Origin of the sequence: Melaminivora jejuensis, assembly GCF_017811175.1 — a bacterium.
Classification (GTDB): Bacteria; Pseudomonadota; Gammaproteobacteria; order Burkholderiales; family Burkholderiaceae_C; genus Melaminivora; species Melaminivora jejuensis.
On the sequence record NZ_JACWIJ010000002.1, the window covers coordinates 1,856,365 to 1,872,981 of the forward strand.

The 16,617-nt window shown below is 69.2% G+C and carries 12 protein-coding genes and 2 pseudogenes; 9 read left to right on the forward strand and 5 right to left on the reverse strand.

Annotated features, from left to right (window positions below; translation table 11 throughout):
• Positions 1-85: 85 nt before the first annotated feature.
• A complete protein-coding gene (locus IDM45_RS08840; RefSeq protein WP_209422508.1) occupies positions 86-2,332 on the reverse strand; it encodes a sensor domain-containing diguanylate cyclase in 2,247 nt (748 codons plus the stop codon).
• A 241-nt stretch (positions 2,333-2,573) separates the two neighbouring features.
• Positions 2,574-3,197 carry a Crp/Fnr family transcriptional regulator gene (locus tag IDM45_RS08845; protein WP_209422509.1) on the reverse strand — a complete coding sequence of 208 codons (624 nt, stop codon included), beginning with the start codon at positions 3,195-3,197 and terminating at the stop codon, positions 2,574-2,576.
• A 148-nt stretch (positions 3,198-3,345) separates the two neighbouring features.
• Between IDM45_RS08845 and IDM45_RS08850 the strand changes: the two genes are divergently transcribed.
• From IDM45_RS08850 to IDM45_RS08870, 5 genes are all read left to right on the forward strand, one after another.
• Entirely contained in the window at positions 3,346-4,371 is a 1,026-nt protein-coding gene (locus IDM45_RS08850; RefSeq protein WP_209422510.1) for a porin, read from the forward strand.
• A gap of 132 nt (positions 4,372-4,503) precedes the next feature.
• Positions 4,504-4,950 (forward strand): HIT family protein, encoded by a 447-nt coding sequence (locus tag IDM45_RS08855; protein ID WP_209422511.1) that lies wholly within the window; start codon positions 4,504-4,506, stop codon positions 4,948-4,950.
• A gap of 59 nt (positions 4,951-5,009) precedes the next feature.
• Positions 5,010-6,266 carry a multidrug effflux MFS transporter gene (locus IDM45_RS08860; RefSeq protein WP_209422512.1) on the forward strand — a complete coding sequence of 419 codons (1,257 nt, stop codon included), beginning with the start codon at positions 5,010-5,012 and terminating at the stop codon, positions 6,264-6,266.
• On the forward strand, positions 6,256-7,236 hold the full coding sequence (gene miaA, locus IDM45_RS08865; protein ID WP_209422513.1) for a tRNA (adenosine(37)-N6)-dimethylallyltransferase MiaA: 981 nt from the start codon (positions 6,256-6,258) through the stop codon (positions 7,234-7,236). Before IDM45_RS08860 ends, miaA begins: the two co-directional genes overlap by 11 nt.
• Entirely contained in the window at positions 7,233-7,928 is a 696-nt protein-coding gene (locus IDM45_RS08870) for an ABC transporter ATP-binding protein (RefSeq protein WP_209422514.1), read from the forward strand. The genes miaA and IDM45_RS08870 overlap by 4 nt, the downstream gene beginning before the upstream one ends.
• Before the next feature lie 34 nt (positions 7,929-7,962).
• On the opposite strand, the gene IDM45_RS08875 is transcribed toward IDM45_RS08870, so the two are convergent.
• The gene (locus IDM45_RS08875; RefSeq protein ID WP_209422515.1) at positions 7,963-8,394 is read right to left on the reverse strand and encodes an Hsp20/alpha crystallin family protein; all 432 of its coding nucleotides are present in this window, start codon (positions 8,392-8,394) and stop codon (positions 7,963-7,965) included.
• Positions 8,395-8,554: 160 nt separating this feature from the next.
• Here IDM45_RS08875 and IDM45_RS08880 point away from each other — a divergent pair.
• The 4 genes and pseudogenes from IDM45_RS08880 (at position 8,555) to IDM45_RS08895 (ending at position 14,863) form a co-directional block, all read left to right on the forward strand.
• A pseudogene (locus IDM45_RS08880) lies at positions 8,555-11,190 on the forward strand (FtsX-like permease family protein).
• Between the two features lie 180 nt (positions 11,191-11,370).
• Positions 11,371-12,592 (forward strand): annotated as a pseudogene (locus tag IDM45_RS08885) (IS256 family transposase).
• A gap of 100 nt (positions 12,593-12,692) precedes the next feature.
• Positions 12,693-13,748 (forward strand): PLP-dependent cysteine synthase family protein, encoded by a 1,056-nt coding sequence (locus IDM45_RS08890; protein ID WP_209422516.1) that lies wholly within the window; start codon positions 12,693-12,695, stop codon positions 13,746-13,748.
• Positions 13,748-14,863, forward strand: coding sequence for a lipocalin-like domain-containing protein (locus IDM45_RS08895; protein ID WP_209422517.1), 1,116 nt, complete (start codon positions 13,748-13,750; stop codon positions 14,861-14,863). Before IDM45_RS08890 ends, IDM45_RS08895 begins: the two co-directional genes overlap by 1 nt.
• Before the next feature lie 82 nt (positions 14,864-14,945).
• On the opposite strand, the gene IDM45_RS08900 is transcribed toward IDM45_RS08895, so the two are convergent.
• The gene (locus tag IDM45_RS08900; RefSeq protein ID WP_209422518.1) at positions 14,946-15,392 is read right to left on the reverse strand and encodes a CZB domain-containing protein; all 447 of its coding nucleotides are present in this window, start codon (positions 15,390-15,392) and stop codon (positions 14,946-14,948) included.
• 220 nt (positions 15,393-15,612) lie between these two features.
• Positions 15,613-16,611, reverse strand: a complete 999-nt coding sequence (locus IDM45_RS08905; protein ID WP_209422519.1) for a branched-chain amino acid ABC transporter permease — start codon at positions 16,609-16,611, stop codon at positions 15,613-15,615.
• Between the last annotated feature and the right edge of the window lie 6 nt (positions 16,612-16,617).

Here is a 16,617-nt window from a genome sequence, read left to right on the forward strand (position 1 = left end):
CCCTTTGCTGGCAAGCGCTGAAAGCTATTTAAAAAATAGCAAATCACGCCTGCTGCGGGCATTTGCACAACGCCCCAGCGGGCCTTCAAGGCATGACCCGCCGCACCTCGACCCGGTTGCGCCCGGCGCGCTTGGCGGCGTAGCAGGCCATGTCGGCGGCGTGCAAAAGCGGCGCCACGTCGCGCAATCCGGTGGGCAGCGGCACCAGGCCGATGCTCAGGCCCAGCGTGAAGCTGCGCCCGCCATAGGACGGCTCCCAGGCCTGCACGGCGGCGCGCAGCTGCTCGGCCACGGCCTGGCCGCGTGCCGTGGTGGCGCCGGGCAGCACCACGGCGAATTCATCCCCGCCCAGGCGCGCCGCCCAGCCCATCTGGCGCACCTCGGATTCGAGCAGCCGCGCCAGGTGGCGCAGCACGTCGTCGCCAGCAGCATGGCCCGCCAGATCGTTGACCACGGCAAAGTGATCCAGGTCGAGAAACATCAGCACGCCGCTGCCCTCCTCGCCATACAGCACCGGCGCCTGCACTGGAGCGCCGGGCAGTGCCGGCTGCGGGCGGGCGGCGCGCGATGCCAGCAGGGCCTGCAGCCGCTGCTCGAAGGCGGCGCGGTGCGGCAGCAGCGTCAGCTCGTCATGCTCGCCCCGCCAGGCCGGCTGCTGGCGCGCATCGCGCACCGCCGTGCAATCTTCCAGCATCCACACCGTGCCGGCCTGCGGGTTGCTGGCATGGATGGGCTGGCCCTGGGCGCGCACCCACTGCACGCCGCCGTCGCGGCGCAGCAGCGGCAACTCGCCATCGAACACGCCATGCGCGGCGAACTGGGTGCGCACGTGGCGCGCCATGCGGTCGGTCTCGCCGCTGGCCGGCGCCAGCAGATCAAGCAGATCGCGCCCGTGCAGCTCGGCAGGCGTGTAGTCCAGCAGGCGACAGGCCTGCAGGCTGACCACCTCAACGCGCTCGGCGCAGGTCACGGCGATGCCCAGCGGCACATGCGCCAGCACCGCCTGCAACTGGCGCATCAGCGCCTGCGAGTCCTGCTGCTGCAGGCGCCGGTGCTCCAGCAGCCGGGTGCAGATGCGCACCACGTCGTCCACCTCGCCGGGCGAGCGCGGCCAGCCCGGCCAGCCAGCCCTCGGGCCGGCCACCGCCAGCCCCTCGCTGTCGAGCAGCCACCTGGCGCGCCGGCGCAGGTGCGCCAGGGGCCGCGCCAGCCAGACCATGGCCAGCAGCGCCAGGGCGCAGGTGGCCAGCGTGGCGCCCGCCGCCAGCCGCCAGGCGCGGCGCTGCGCGCCCTGCACCGGCGCCAGCAGCGCGCCGGCCTCGCTCACGCGCGCCACCATCCAGCCGGGCATGGGCACGCTGGCCAGGCTGACCACGTGGCCGGAGTACAGCTCGGTCATGTCCTCGCTGGCCGTCAGCGGCTTGCCCCGGCTGCGCCAGCGCTCGTAGGCCTCAGCCAGGCCGGGCTCGTCACGCACATGGCCCAGCACGCGCGCGGCATCCGGGTGCGACAGGATGACGCCCTCGCGCGTGAACACCACCAGGCGCGACTCGGGCCGCGCCGGCAGCGCCAGCGAGTGCGGCAGCAGGCCCTGCGACTGCAGGCGCAGCGCCCCGGCCAGCGCGCCGATGACCCGGCCCTCGCCACGCAGCAGCGGCTGGGTGAACATGACACGCGCCTCCTGGGCGCTGGCGCCCATCAGCTCGGACACCAGCGGCTTGCCATCGACCAGGGTGCGGCGCAGCTGGTCGCGCTCGGCCGGCTCCAGTTCCGAGGCCTGTTCAAGCTGGCCATAGCGCAGGTTGACGCTCAATTGCCCGTCCTTGCGCGCCACCTGCATGGCATCGAAGAAGCGCACCGCCGGCAGGCCCTGCTGCAGCAGCCACTCCAGCGACGCGGGCGACTCCAGCATCTGCGGCGTGATGCCCTCGGCCACGGTGGCCAGCACTTTCTGGCTTTGCTCGATCTTGCTGGCCAGCAGGCGCGCCACCAGCTCGACTTCATCGCCCTGCTGCACCAGCAGACGCTGCATGGCGTCCTGCGCCGTGGCGCGCCCCACCAGCCAGCCGGCCAGGGCGCCGGCGGCCAGTACGGCCAGTGCCGTCACCAGCAGCAGCTTGCGCACCAGCGGGCCGGGGAGCCAGCCGGACAGATCGCCCTCGCGTTCATGCTCGATGGACTGCGCCCCGGGTGTCCCGGGCGCCGGTGGCAGGCCCGGTGCTGGTGCTGTTGTGGGTGTGCCTGCGGCGGGCCGGGCCGCAGCCGTGCCGGGCGCCTGCTGCTGCACGAACAGCCGCCCCCGCAGGGCCGTCGCCTGGTCGGGCGGCGTCATGGCCGCTCCGCAACGCAAGCGGCCAGGATGGGGGAAGGCGGTGGGGGCAGAGCATGGCAATTGCTGGGCCGGGTACCGCCCACTGACAGGCAGGGCACCCGGACAGGCAATATACGCAGCCCCTTGCCCGGCAGATTTGGGGAACAACCCTCAAAGCCCGGCAGGAAAACCCTGACAGGACAGGCGCCGCGTGTGCAGCACGCGCGGGGCCGGCTGTCCGGCCTGGAGCGTGCCGGCGCCCCTACACCCCGGCCATCAGGCGCAGCGCGTGCGGCTGGGGCAGATTCAGCACGTTGCCGGAGCCGGCGATCAAGCCATGCTCGCGCAGGCTGCGCAGCACGCGCGAGAAGGTCTCGGGGGCGATGCCCAGCTGCGCCGCGATCAGGCGCTTGCGCTGCTGCAGCGTCACGCGCAGGCTGCCGTCCTCGCCCCCCTGGGCGTGCTGCAGCAGCCACTGCGCGCAGCGCACCTGGGCGTCCTGCGCCAGGCGGCTGACGGCCAACTCGGTCTGGCGGCAGTAGCCGGTGGCCATGTCGCGCAGCAGGATCTGCGCCGCTTCGGGCAGTTGCTCCAGATTGCGGCGAAAGTCCTCCAGCGGCACGCGGCGCAGCCGCACCGCCGTGTCGGCCACCATGTCCACGGCGCAGGGCTGGTCGAGCAGCGCCGTGGCGGCGTCCAGCCAGAACGGCCCCTCGACCGAGCCGAGCTGGTGGCGCAGCACGCCGTCCTCGCGCACGCCCAGCAGCACCCGGCCACTATCCAGATACAGCACGCTGGCGGGCTGCTGGTGGCGTTGGCGCAGCACCTCTCCGGCCGCAGCAATCTCGAAGTGCAGGTCTGGATTGGGACAAGGCGTGGCAAACATGGCTGCAAATGTGCCGCCACAGGTTTTTTCGTGCTTTGAGCGAAGTCAAAGGCACACATGCAACAGCACCGGCACAGGCCTTCGCACACAATAGCCGGGCGCACGCGCGCCCTATCACCCATCATCAGGAACCAAGAGGATGCCACCCATGAAACATCGCCAACTGCTTGCCATCGCCATTGCCAGCGTGTGCGCCAGCGCCGCCCATGCCCAGAGCACGGTTCAGCTGTCGGGCACGACCGACGTCTATGTCGGCTCCATGCGCATGGCCGGCGATGCAGGTCGGCGCACCGTGGTCAACAGCGGCGGCATGACCACCTCGTGGTTCGGCTTCACCGGCAGCGAAGACCTGGGCGGCGGCCTCAAGGCCGGCTTTGCCCTGACCTCCTTCATCCAGGTGGACGACGGTACGCAAGGGCGCTTCCCAGGCGACACTTTCTTCTCGCGCGATGCCAACGTCAGCCTGTCGGGCAGCTTCGGCACGCTGCGCCTGGGCCGCTGGATGGCGCCCAACTTCCTGCCCTCGGTGCTGGCCAACCCGATGGGCGACTCGTTCACCTTCGCGCCGCTGATCGTGCATATGAACGTGCCGCTGTTCAACGGCTCGGGCTGGCAAGCCACCACGCCGTCGGATACCGGCTGGAGCAACCAGATCGCCTACTCCACGCCCGACATCAACGGCTTCAAGGCCAACTTGCAGTACCAGTTCGGCGAGCAGCCCGGCGACAACGGCAAGAAGAACGTCGGCGCCAACTTCTTCTACTTCGGCGGCCCGCTGCTGCTGACCGGCTACTACGAGCGCGACCAGATCAGCAACCCCGGCCAGGGCGCGTATTTCGGCACCACCAAGAAGGACTGGATGCTGGGCGCAGCCTATGACTTCCAGGTCGCCAAGCCCTACCTGACCTACGGCCAGACCAAGGCCGACAACGCACCGGGCCGCGCCAAGACACTGCAGATCGGCGTGTCGGCCCCGCTGGGCGCGGGCAAGGTGCTGGCCTCGTGGGCCAAGACCGATCTGTCGGCCAGCGACATCAACCGCAAGACGCTGACCGTGGGCTACGACTACAACCTGTCCAAGCGCACCGATGTCTATGCCATGCTGATGAATGACAAGATCACCCACCAAAGCTCGGGCTCCAGCTTCGGCGTGGGCATCCGCCATCGCTTCTGAGCCCCGGCGGCCCCGCCCAAGGCACGCGCCCGGCGCGTGCTTTTTTTATGATGAAATACCCCTCAAAACCAATACCAGCAAGCGCTGACAGCTATATCTTACATAGCGATAAAGCAATGAAAGGACTGCCCCATGCCGATGTTTGTTGACACCTCGCCGCCCGGCCAGTGCATCTTTTGCCGCCTGGTGGCGCGCGACATCCCGGCGGCCATCGTGCATGAGGACGAGCTGACCATCGCCTTCATGGATCTGGGCCAGGTCACGCCCGGTCATGTGCTGGTAGCCAGCCGCCGCCATGCCGTGACGCTGACCGATCTGACGCCCGAAGAAGCCGGCGCCGTGATGCAGACTGCGCAGCGCGTGGCGCGTGCTGTGCAGGCCGCATTCGACCCGGCCGGCCTGACGCTGCTGCAGGCCAACGGCGCCGTGGGCGGGCAGACCGTGGGGCACTTCCACATCCACGTCGTACCGCGCCACGCGGACGACGGCATCGCCCTGAGCTGGCCGCGCAAGGAGCCCGGCGCCCAGGTGCTGGCCGACTACGCCGCCCGCCTGCGCGCGGCCCTGGCCGAGCTGTGAGCGGCGCGGAAAACAGCCCCCTGCCCCGGCGTGCCAAAGCCGCGCCCGGCCCCGATCCCATGCCTGCCAAGACCCTGACCGCCAGCGCCCACCCCGGCAGCGCCGGCACCCCGGCGCCCCCGCTGCCGCCCGGCCTGGCCGTGCTGCTGCTGGCGCTGCTGATGAGCATCCAGCCGGTCACCACCGACCTGTACCTGCCGGCGCTGCCGGCGCTCACGCGCAGCCTGGGCGCGCCGGTGTCGGCGGGCCAGCTCACGCTGTCGGCGCTGCTGCTGGCCTTCGGCAGCTCGCAACTGCTGTGGGGGCCGCTGTCGGATCGCTTCGGGCGCCGGCCCATCCTGCTCATCGGCCTGGCGCTGTACGTGCTGGCCTCGGTGGGCAGCGCGCTGGCCCCCGACATGGCGCTGCTGGTGCTGTGGCGCACGCTGCAGGGTGCGGCCATGGGCGCGGCCGTCATGTGTGCGCGCGCCATGGTGCGCGACCTATACACGCCGCTGGCCGGCGCGCGCGCCATGTCGCGCGCACTGACCGGGCTGGGCATCATCGCCTGCCTGTGCGCGCCCATCGGCGGCGCGCTGACCGAAGCGCTGGGCTGGCGCGCGGCGCTGCTGGCGCTCACGGCGTATGGCTGCGCCACGCTGTTCATGGTCTGGCGCCACATGCCCGAGACCCTGGCGCAGCCCAACCCGCGCGCGCTGCAGCCGGCCACCTTTGCGCGCAACTGGGCGCTGGTGCTGCGCTCGCCCACGTTCTGGGCGTTCTCGCTGCTGACCACGGCCAGCTACGGCGGGCTGTTCACCTTTCTGGCGTCCTCGTCCTTCGTCTATATCGATGTGCTGGGCCTGACGCGCACGCAGTACGGCCTGGCGCTGCTGTCCACCGCCGCGTTTTATCTACTGGGCACGCTGCTGTGCCGGCGCCTGCTGGCGCGCTGGAGCGTGGCGCAGACAGTGGCCTTCGGCGCGGCGCTCAGCCTGGCCGGCGGTCTGCTGACGCTGGCCATCGCCTGGGCCGGCTGGCACAGCACGGCCACGCTGCTGCCGCCCTTTTACCTGTTCATGATCGGCCACGGCATCCACCAGCCCTGCGGGCAGTCGGGCGCTGTGGGGCCGTTTCCGCAGGCTGCCGGCGTGGCCTCGGCGCTCAACGGCTTCATGATGATGCTGGCCGCCTTTGCCATCGGCCTGTGGCTGGGCCGGGCGCTGGACGGCAGCATCTGGCCGCTGATGCACGGCGTGGCGCTGTGGTCGGTGCTGCTGGCCGGCGTCGCCTGGACGCTGGTGCAGCGCCACGGGGAGCCTGCCCATGCCCGCTGAAGCACCGCTGCAGCCCATCGCCCTGGCCGGCCCCACCGCTTCGGGCAAGACCGCCGGCGCGCTGGCGATCGCCGCCGCGCTGGCCCCGCAGGTGCCGGTGGAGATCATCAGCGTGGACTCGGCGCTGGTCTATCGCGGCATGGACATCGGCACTGCCAAGCCGACAGCGGCGGAGTTGGCTGCCGCGCCGCACCATTTGATCGACATCCGCGACCCGCGCCAGGCCTACAGCGCCGCCGAGTTCGTGCAGGACGCCACGCGCCTGATCGGCGAGATCCAGGCGCGCGGCGCGCTGCCGCTGCTGGTGGGCGGCACCATGCTGTACTTCAAGGCGCTGCTGGACGGCATCGACGACATGCCGGCAGCCGATACCGCCGTGCGCGCACGGCTCGATGCCCAGGCCGCCGCCATCGGCTGGCCGGCCATGCACGCCGAGCTGGCGCGCATCGACCCGGCCAGCGCCGCCCGCCTGGCGCCGGGCGACAGCCAGCGCATCCAGCGGGCGCTGGAGGTGTGGCACATCTCGGGCCGGTCTCTGTCGAGCTTTCACACTACAAAAAAGGCAGCTGGAGACGCTGATCCAGCATGGGCTGGACGGCTTTTTTCCCTGGAGCCGCAGAATCGTGCCTGGCTGCACCAGCGCATCGCCCGGCGCTTCGAGGCCATGCTGGCCGAGGGCTTTCTGGAAGAAGTCATGCGCCTGCGCGCGCGTGGCGACCTGCACCCCGATCTGCCCAGTATGCGCTGCGTGGGCTACCGCCAGGCGTGGGAGGCGCTGGATGGCACCTACCCGCTGGCGGGCCTGCCCGAGCGCGGCATCGCCGCCACGCGCCAGCTGGCCAAGCGCCAGATCACCTGGCTGCGCGGCATGGCGCAGCGGCGCATCATCGCCTGTGACCAGCCCGGCGCCACCGAAGCACTGGTGCAGGCTGTGCGCCAGTGCCTGCACGCCAAGGCGCCCCAGCCATGACCCCAGCGGCCCCGACAGCACCCCTGGCAGCGGCCCTGCAGGTCAGCCAACTGGCCAAGCACTATGGCAACGCGCCGGTGTTTGCCGGGGTGAGTTTTGCCGTCGCACCGGGCGAATTCGTCGCCATCGTGGGCGACTCGGGCGTGGGCAAGTCCACGCTGCTCAACTGCCTGGCCGGGCTGGATCGCTGGGATGCCGGCCGCATCCGGCACGGCAGCACCGACCTGGGCGCACTGGACGAGACGCAGCGCGCCGTATGGCGGCGCGCGCACGTGGGCTTCGTGTTCCAGGCCTTCCACGTGCTGCCGCATCTGAGCGTGGCGCAGAACGTGGCGCTGCCGCTGATGCTGCTGGGCTGGCCCCGGGCACGGCGCGAGGCGCGCGTGCAGGCCATGCTGCAGGCCGTCGGCCTGGATGGCCTGGGCGGGCGGCTGCCGCAGCAGCTCAGCGGCGGGCAGCTGCAGCGCGTGGCCATCGCCCGGGCGCTGGCCCACCGCCCGCCCCTGCTGCTGGCCGACGAGCCCACCGGCAACCTGGATCCGGACACGGCGGCGCGTGTCATGGACGCCTTGATCGCCCAGACACGCGAGCACGGCACGGCGCTGGTGCTGGTCACCCATGCACCGGCAGCGGCGCAGCGCGCCGATCGGGTGCTGCGGCTGACGGCGCAGGGAATGTGGCCGCCAGCCTGACGCGGGCCAGCCGCAGGCGGCCCGGGCCGCGCCCTTACTCGATGGCCAGCCGCTGGGCCTTGCCGCCCTGCTTCTTGGGCAGCGTCAGGTGCAGCACGCCGTTGTCGTACCTGGCCTTGCACTGGCCGGCCTCGACCTCCATGGGCAGCTGGAAGCTGCGCGCCACCGAGCCGTAGAAACGCTCGCTGCGCAGGGTCTTCTCGCCCTCTTTCTTTTCATCGTGCTGACGCACCTCGGCGCGCAGCGTGACCACCGGGCCGTCCACGGAGACGTGGATGTCCTCCTTGGCCACGCCGGGCACTTCCGCCTGGACTTTGTAGGCGTTTTCGTCCTCCTTCACGTCGATCTTGATCTGCGAAGGCTGGGGCAGGCTGTCGCCGTGCAGCGGGCGCACGTAAAAGCCCGGAGCGAAGTCCCTGAAAAAATCGTCGAACAGGCTGCCGCCGCGTGTCACCAGAGAATTCATGGCAAAACTCCTCATGTCATGGATGGGTTGAAGCCAGCGGCACACATGACCCGCCACGTCGGCAGGATCAGCAGCCGCTGGAATGGACGCTGAAGTCCGTCTCAGGGTAAATACGTATGAAAACCTCTTTTTCAAGCGCAAGGCCAGTGCTCGTTGCAGCGTGATCGCGCTCTTTCGCCTCCTTGCCTGGCAGGAGTTGCGCCGCCACGCGGGCCGCAGCCTGGTGGCCGCCGCGGCCGTGATGCTGGGCGTGGCGCTGGCCTTTGCCGTGCACCTGATCAATGCCTCGGCGCTGCAGGAGTTCACCCGCGCGACGCGCGCCGCCGGCGGCCAGCCCGACGTGCAACTGCGCGCGCGCCAGGGCGGCCTGCCGGAAGAGTCGTACGCGCTGGTTGCCGCCGCGCCCCAGGTTGCGCGCGCCGCGCCGGTGCTGGAAGTGACCACCAGCGCATCGCGCGACACCGAGGCGAGCGATGCAGCAGGTGACAGCGCCCCGAACGCCATGCAAGCCGTCGATGCCGCCTCCGTGCGCCTGCGCGTCGTCGGCGCCGACGCGCTGGCGCTGGCGTCCATGGCGCCTGGGCTGATGCCGCGCCTGGCGCCCGGCGCCGACCGGCTCGCACTCTTCGCGCCGGCGACCCTCTTCTTGAACGCAGCAGCCGCGCAGGCGCTGGGCCTGCCGCTCGGGGCTGCCGCCGAGCAGCAATTGCTGCAATTGCAGGTCGGCGTGCAGCGCGTGCCGGTGCGCGTGGCCGGCAGCGTCGCGGCAGGCGGCGGGCCGCTGGCGGTCATGGACATTGGCGCGGCGCAGGATCTGTTTGGCCGCGGCGGCGAGCTCTCGCGCATCGACGTGCTGCTGCGCCCAGGCGCGAGCCGCGCCGAGCTGGAGCGGCATCTGGCCGCCCTGCCCGGCTGGCCGGGCGGCATTCTGGTGGCCGAGCCGGCCGACAGCGCCGCGCAGGTCGATCAACTCTCGCGCGCCTACCGCGTCAACCTGACGGTGCTGGCGCTGGTCGCCCTGTTCACCGGCGCCTTCCTCGTGTATTCGGTGCTGGCGCTGGCCGTGGCGCGACGTGCGCCGCAATTGGCCCTGCTGGCCGTGCTGGGCGCCACGCCGCGCCAGCGCCTGCTGCTGGTGTTGTCGCAAGCCGCAGGGCTGGGCGTGGCCGGCAGCGCCGCCGGCATCGCCCTGGGCGCGGCGCTGGCGGCGCTGGCGCTACGCGTGCTGGGGGTGATCTGGGCGGGGGCTACTTCACCGGCGTGCAGCCGGCGCTGCAGTGGAGCACCGCCGCCGCGCTGCTGTACGGCGCACTGGGCCTGATTGCCGCGCTGGCCGGCGGCTGGTGGCCGGCGCTGGCCGCGCGGCGCATCGCCCCGGCGCCGACGCTCAAGAGCGTGGGCCTGATGCAGTCGCGCCCGGCGCGCGCCGGGCTGGGGGCGGCGCTGGTGCTGGCCTCAGGGGCCTGGCGCTGCTGCCGCCGCTGTGGGGCATTCCGCTGGCGGCCTATGTCTCGGTCGGCGTGCTGCTGGTGGGCGGCATCGCGCTGCTGCCCTGGCTGGTGCAGGGCGTGCTGGCGCTGGCCATGCCGCTGGCGCGGCGCGGCCCGCTGTGGCTGCTGGTGCTGGCGCGCGCCCAGCGCATGCGCGCCAGCGCCGCCGTGGCCGTGGGCGGGTGGTGGCGGCGCTCAGCCTGGCGGTGGCGCTCACCGTGATGGTCGGCAGCTTTCGCACGTCCGTGGATCAGTGGCTCTCCGCCGTGCTGCCCGCGCCGCTGTACCTGCGCGCAGCCGGCAGCCCGGCGGGCGACGACGCGGCGGTGTTCACGCCCGATTTCGTGCAGGCCGCCGCGCAACTGCCCGAGGTCGAGCGCGTGCAACCCCAGCGCGTCAGCAGCGTGCAGCCCGATCCGGCCTTGCCTGCGGTGGCGCTGCTGGCGCGGCCCTTGTCGCCGCAGCCGGCGCAGGCCCTGCCCCTGGTCGGCGCGGCGCTGCCGGTGCCGGACGGGCAGATCGGCGTGTACGTGAGCGAGGCCATTGTGGATTTGTACGGCGTGCGTCCTGGGCAGGTCTGGCCGGCACTTTCCGAGGGTTTTGGGCCGCTAGACGTTGTGGGACAAGCGCGAGCAGCTACATTTTTCATAGCTGGTGTGTGGCGCGACTATGTGCGCCAGCACGGCGCCATCGCCATGGACAGCGGCGACTATCAACGCCTGACCGGCGACGCCCGCGCCAGCGATCTGGCGCTGTGGCCCGCGCCCGACGCCGATGAAGCGGCCGTGCGCGCCGCCGTGCTGGCGCTGGCGCGCAGCGAACTGGGCGCGCAGGCCGGCACGTTGGAGTTCACCTCGTCCGGGCAGATCCGCCAGCGTTCGCTGGAACTGTTCGACCGCAGCTTTGCCGTGACCTACTGGCTGCAGGCCGTGGCCATTGGCATCGGCCTGTTCGGCGTGGCGGCCAGCTTCGGCGCCCAGGTGCTGGCGCGGCGCAAGGAGTTTGGGCTATTGGCCCACCTAGGCCTGACGCGCGCGCAAATCCTGGCCGTGGTCGCGGGCGAAGGGGCAGCCTGGACGGCAGTCGGCGCGCTGGCCGGCACGCTGCTGGGGCTGGCGGTGGCCGTGGTGCTGGTGCATGTGGTGAACCCGCAGAGTTTTCATTGGACGATGGAGCTGCGGGTGCCTGTGGGCGGCTGGCGGCGCTGGCGGCGGCGGTGATGGCAGCGGGGACGGTGACGGCGTGGGTGGCGGGACGGGCTGCGGTAGGGAGGGATGCGGTGCTGGCGGTGAGGGAAGACTGGTAGAAAAACGGGCTAAAAAATGGCCGAACCCGTTGCAGATCAACGGCTTGATGCCACTCCATTGCGATTGAAACCGCGCCTTTGCAAGCAGTTTGCGCCTGGGCTTCTCGTAACGAGGGTGTGCAGAAATTTGTGTAAACGGACAATCCACCGCCGGCGCAAGCCGGCCTGTCCGTAAGCACAATGAACACCAAGAAACACGACGTACCCGAAGAACTGCTCTCTGGCCTGCTGGCCAACTACAAGAAGCCCGAAGACCTCATCGGCGAGAACGGGCTGCTCAAGCAGTTGACCAAGCTGCTGGTCGAGCGAGCTTTGGACGCTGAGCTGACTGAGCACCTGGGCCATGAACGCAACGAGGCGGTGGCCAACCCCGCTGGCAACACCCGCAACGGCAAGAGCAAGAAGACCCTCAAGGGCGAGTTCGGCGAATTGCCCATCGAAGTGCCACGCGAGCGCCATGGCAGCTTCGAGCCTCAGCTCATCCCCAAGCACCAGACCCGCTGGGCCGACTTCGACGACAAAATCATCTCGCTGTACGCCCGTGGCATGACGGTGCGCGAGATACAGGCCCATCTCGAAGAGATGTATGGCACCGAGGTCTCACCCAGCTTGATTTCCTCGGTGACCGATGCCGTGGCCGATGAGGTCAAGGCCTGGCAGGCCAGACCGCTGGAGCCGATTTACCCCATCGTCTGACTGCATCCATGTGAAGGTGCGCGAGGGCGCAGTGCGGGTCAAGACGGTGTACCTGGCCATCGGCATCACCATGACGGGCGAGAAGGAGGTGCTGGGTCTGTGGCTGGCGCAGACCGAGGGTGCCAAGTTCTGGCTGCAGGTTGTGACCGAACTGCGCAACCGGGGCGTGCAGGACATCTTCATTGCCTGTGTCGATGGGCTCAAGGGCTTCCCGGACGCCATTGAGGCCGTCTTTCCCAAGGCGGTGGTGCAACTGTGCATCGTTCACATGGTGCGCCACAGCCTGAACTACGTCTCATGCAAGCGCCGCAAGGAAGTGGCTGCCGACCTGCGCCGCATCTACACGGCCGCCACCGCCGAAGAGGCCGAGCTGATGCTCGCAGAGTTCGAGGCCCGATGGGATGCCGAGTACCTGCCCATCGGCCAGTCATGGCGCAGGAACTGGAGTCGCTTGACCCCGTTCTTTGACTACCCGCCGGAAATCCGCAAGGTCATCTACACCACCAACGCCATCGAGTCGGTCAACATGAGCCTGAGGAAGCTGACCAAGAACCGGGGCTCGTTCCCCAGCGACGAGGCGCTGACCAAGCTGTTCTACCTGGCGCTGCGCAACATCAGCCAGAAGTGGAACATGCCCATCCGCGATTGGAAGGCCGCGCTGACCCGCTTTACCATTCAGTTCGGAGACCGCATCTCCGTCAATTGAAGTCCGACCCGTTTACACAAAAATTCGGACACGCCCCTGTCGGAAGTTGGACAAAAGCTTTCTGGACGGCTGTTGCCATACTCCCAAACACAATCCCGCCATGATGTCCCCCTCCCCCTGGCTCCCCTCCGCCCTCGCCCGCATCGAAGCCGACTACCACCGCAGCGCCGACACCCACCTGATCCCCCTGCCTCTGCCCGCCTTCGCCGCCGCCGGCATAGACCTGTACCTCAAGGACGAATCCACCCACCCCACCGGCAGCCTCAAGCACCGCCTCGCGCGTTCGCTGTTTCTCTATGCGCTGTGCAATGGCTGGGTGCATGAAGGCTCGACCATCGTCGAGGCATCCAGCGGCTCCACGGCGGTGAGCGAGGCCTACTTCGCCCGGCTGCTCGGCCTGCCCTTCGTGGCGGTGATGCCGCGCTCGACGTCGGCGGAAAAGATCGCGCTGATCGAGTTCTATGGCGGGCGCTGCCATTTCGTCGATCGCGCGGGCGATGTGTACGACGCAGCGCGTGCCGTGGCCGCCGAGACTGGCGGGCACTACATGGATCAGTTCACCTACGCCGAGCGCGCCACCGACTGGCGCGGCAATAACAACATCGCCGAGAGCATGTTCACGCAGATGCAGCGCGAGCGGCATCCGCTGCCGCGCTGGATCGTGGTGGGCGCGGGCACGGGCGGCACCAGCGCGACGATTGGCCGCTACGTGCGCTTTCAGATGCATGACACGCAGGTGTGCGTGGCCGACCCGGCCGGCTCGGTGTTCAGCGCGTATCACCGTACGGGCGACGAGACGCTCACCGCGCCCGGCTCGCGCATCGAGGGCATTGGCCGCCCGCGCGTGGAGCCGAGCTTCATCCGCACGCTGGTCGATCGCATGGAGGAGGTGGCCGACGATGAGTCCATCGCGGCCATGCGTGCGCTGTCGGCACTGCTGGGCCGGCGCGTGGGGCCGTCCACCGGCACCAATTTCGTCGCCATGCTGCGGCTGGCGTGCGAGATGCGCGAACGCGGCGAGAGCGGCTCCATCCTGTCGCTGCTGTGCGACTCGGGCGAGCGCTATCTGCCCACCTACCACGACGAGGCCTGGGTGCAGCGCGTGGTCGGCGACTGCGCGGCAGCGCGCTCGCGCATCGATGCGCTGACTGTCTGATGGCCGCGCTGGCACGGCGGCAACTCATGCTGGCCACAGGGGCCGGCCTGCTGGGCTGGCGCGCGTCGGCGCTGGCCCTGGCGCCGCGCGCGCTGGTCTTCCCCCGCGACCATGGCAGCCACCCCGATCTGCGTACCGAGTGGTGGTACATCACCGGCCAGGCGCGCAGCGAGGATGCGCGGCTGTGGGGCTTTCAGATCACGTTTTTTCGCTCGCGCGTGGATGTGGCGCAGGGCCTGCGCTCGGCCTTTGCGGCGCGGCAGTTGATCTTTGCGCACGCGGCCCTGACGGATGTGCAGGGCGCGCGCCAGTGGCACGACCAGCGCATCGCACGCGCGGGCTTTGGCGTTGCGGGCGCGGACGAGGACGATGCGCGCATCCGGCTGCACGACTGGTCGCTGGAGCGCACGCAGGTGCCGGACATACCCGGCCACAGCCGCTGGGCCATCCGCGCGCAGGCCGATGGCTTTGCGCTGGATGTGCAGTGCACCAGCACCCAGCCGGTGCTGCTGCAGGGCCAGGCCGGCCTGTCGCGCAAGGGGCCGGAGGCCAGCCAGGCCAGCTACTACGTCAGCCAGCCGCAGCTGGCGGTGACCGGCGCCCTCACGGTGGCCGGGCAGCGCATCGCCATCGCGCCCGATCTGCCCGCGCCCGACAACCGCGCCTGGATGGATCACGAGTGGAGCGAGGCGCTGATGCATCCGCAGGCCGTGGGCTGGGACTGGATCGGCATGAATTTGCTGGATGGCGGTGCGCTCACGGCGTTCCGGCTGCGGCGCGCCGATGGCAGTGCGCTGTGGGCGGGCGGTTCGCTGCGCCGCACGGGCGAGAGCAAGGCACACATCTTCGGCAGCGACGAGGTGACCTGGACGCCGCTGCGGCGCTGGATCAGCGGCGCAAGCGGCGCGACGTATCCGGTGGACTGGCGCGTCGATACGCCCGCCGGGTGCTTCACCGTGCAGGCGCTGCTGGACGCGCAGGAGCTCGACAGCCGGGCCTCGACGGGCGCGATCTACTGGGAAGGCCTGAGCGAGCTGCGCGGCGCCGATGGGCGCACGCTGGGCCGGGGCTATCTGGAAATGACGGGATATGCGCAGCGCCTGCACCTGGGCTGAGCCCCCTCCACGGGTTTCAGCCCAGGTGCAGGCGCTGGCCAGTCGATGGCGTCGGGAAGTGCTGTTTTCAGGGATTTCCGGCCTAGGCCTTCGAGAGTTCCTTGAGCTTTTTCAAATCCCGCATCACTTCGGCAGAATGCTGCGCAAACTGCACATCCAGCATTCTTTCTGCATCATCGTATTTTCCCGCCTGGGCCAGCGCGACAACATTGGACGCTGCATAGTGAAACATCTTGTGGTGTTCCATCAGCGCCGTGAAACCTGGAAAAGCACCCAGCTTGGCACGACCGGAGCTGTGAATCCATTTGCCCAGGTCGCAGCGGTCGTCGAAACAGATTTCCTCGGGAATGAAATTCTCGGTGGACTTGCCTGAAAGAAAGGTGCGCAAGCGCAGTTTCCAGTTCTCGTGCGCCGCAATGGCCACATCAATATCCAGATCGGTGACGGCGTTGGCTATCTTTTTGGTTGCATCTCGCTTGAAGAGATTGACCGAGCCGAAGAATTCTCCAAAGACATTTTTCAGAAACATACCCCACCTTTTATAGAAATATTTTTTTATTTGATCATACAAAAGCCGGTTGGCTTGTCAACATGACCCGACTGAATTCATAGGTTGATGGCGTCCCGGCAAAAAAACCGGGGAGATGGGCAGGAAGCACAAAAAAAGGCCATGCGCATGGCATGGCCCCGGTGATATTGTCGCGATCCCGTCTGCGCCCTGTCGTGCCATGCAGTCCAGGGCAGGACTGTCAGAGGGTGCCGCCGCCCGCGCGCCGGCGCTCCAGCCACGCGATCAGCTCGCCCATGATGCCGCGCCGGAAGGCCAGCACGCAGACCACGAAGATCAGGCCGGTCACGATGGTGACCGACTCGCCCAGGGTGCTGAACCACTCGACGCTGGTCAGGCGCGCCAGGAAGCTGCCCAGCTCGCCGATCTTGTTTTCCAGCAGCACCACCACCGCCGAGCCGACCAGCGGGCCGCTCAGGGTGCCCATGCCGCCCACCAGCGTCATCAGCACCACGTGGCCCGAGGCACTCCAATGCACGTCCGACAGCGTGGCAAAGCCCAGCACCAGGGTTTTCAGCGAGCCGGCCAGGCCGGCTAGGGCGGCGGAGATGACGAAGGCCAGCAGCTTGAAGCGGTTGGTGTCGTAGCCCAGCGAGATGGCGCGCGGCTCGTTTTCCTTGATGCCCTTGAGCACCTGGCCAAAGGGCGAGTGGATGGTGCGCACGATCAGCAGAAAGGCCGCCACCGACACCATCAGGCACACGTAGTACATGGTCAGGTCGCTGGACAGGTCGAGCACGCCGAACAGCTTGCCGCGCGGCACGCCCTGCAGGCCGTCCTCGCCGCCCGTGAAGGGCAGCTGCAGCGCGGCGAAATACAGCATCTGCGCCAGCGCCAGCGTGATCATGGTGGCGTAGATGCCCTGGCGCCGGATGGTGAACCAGCCCATGACCAGGCCCAGCAGCGCGCCGCTGAGCAGGCCGGCCAGCAGGCCCAGCTCGGGCGTGGCACCCCAGACCTTGATGGTGTGGCCAGTGACATAGGCCGCACCGCCCAGAAAGGCCGCGTGGCCGAAGGACAGCAGGCCGGTGTAGCCCAGCAGCAGGTTGAAGGCCGAGGCGAACAGCGCGAAGCACAGCAGCTTCATCACGAACACCGGGTAGGCACCCAGGAAGGGCGCGGCGATCAGGCCCAGCAGCAGCAGGCCGTAACCGATGGGAGCGAATTTCTTGACGTTCATGTGGAC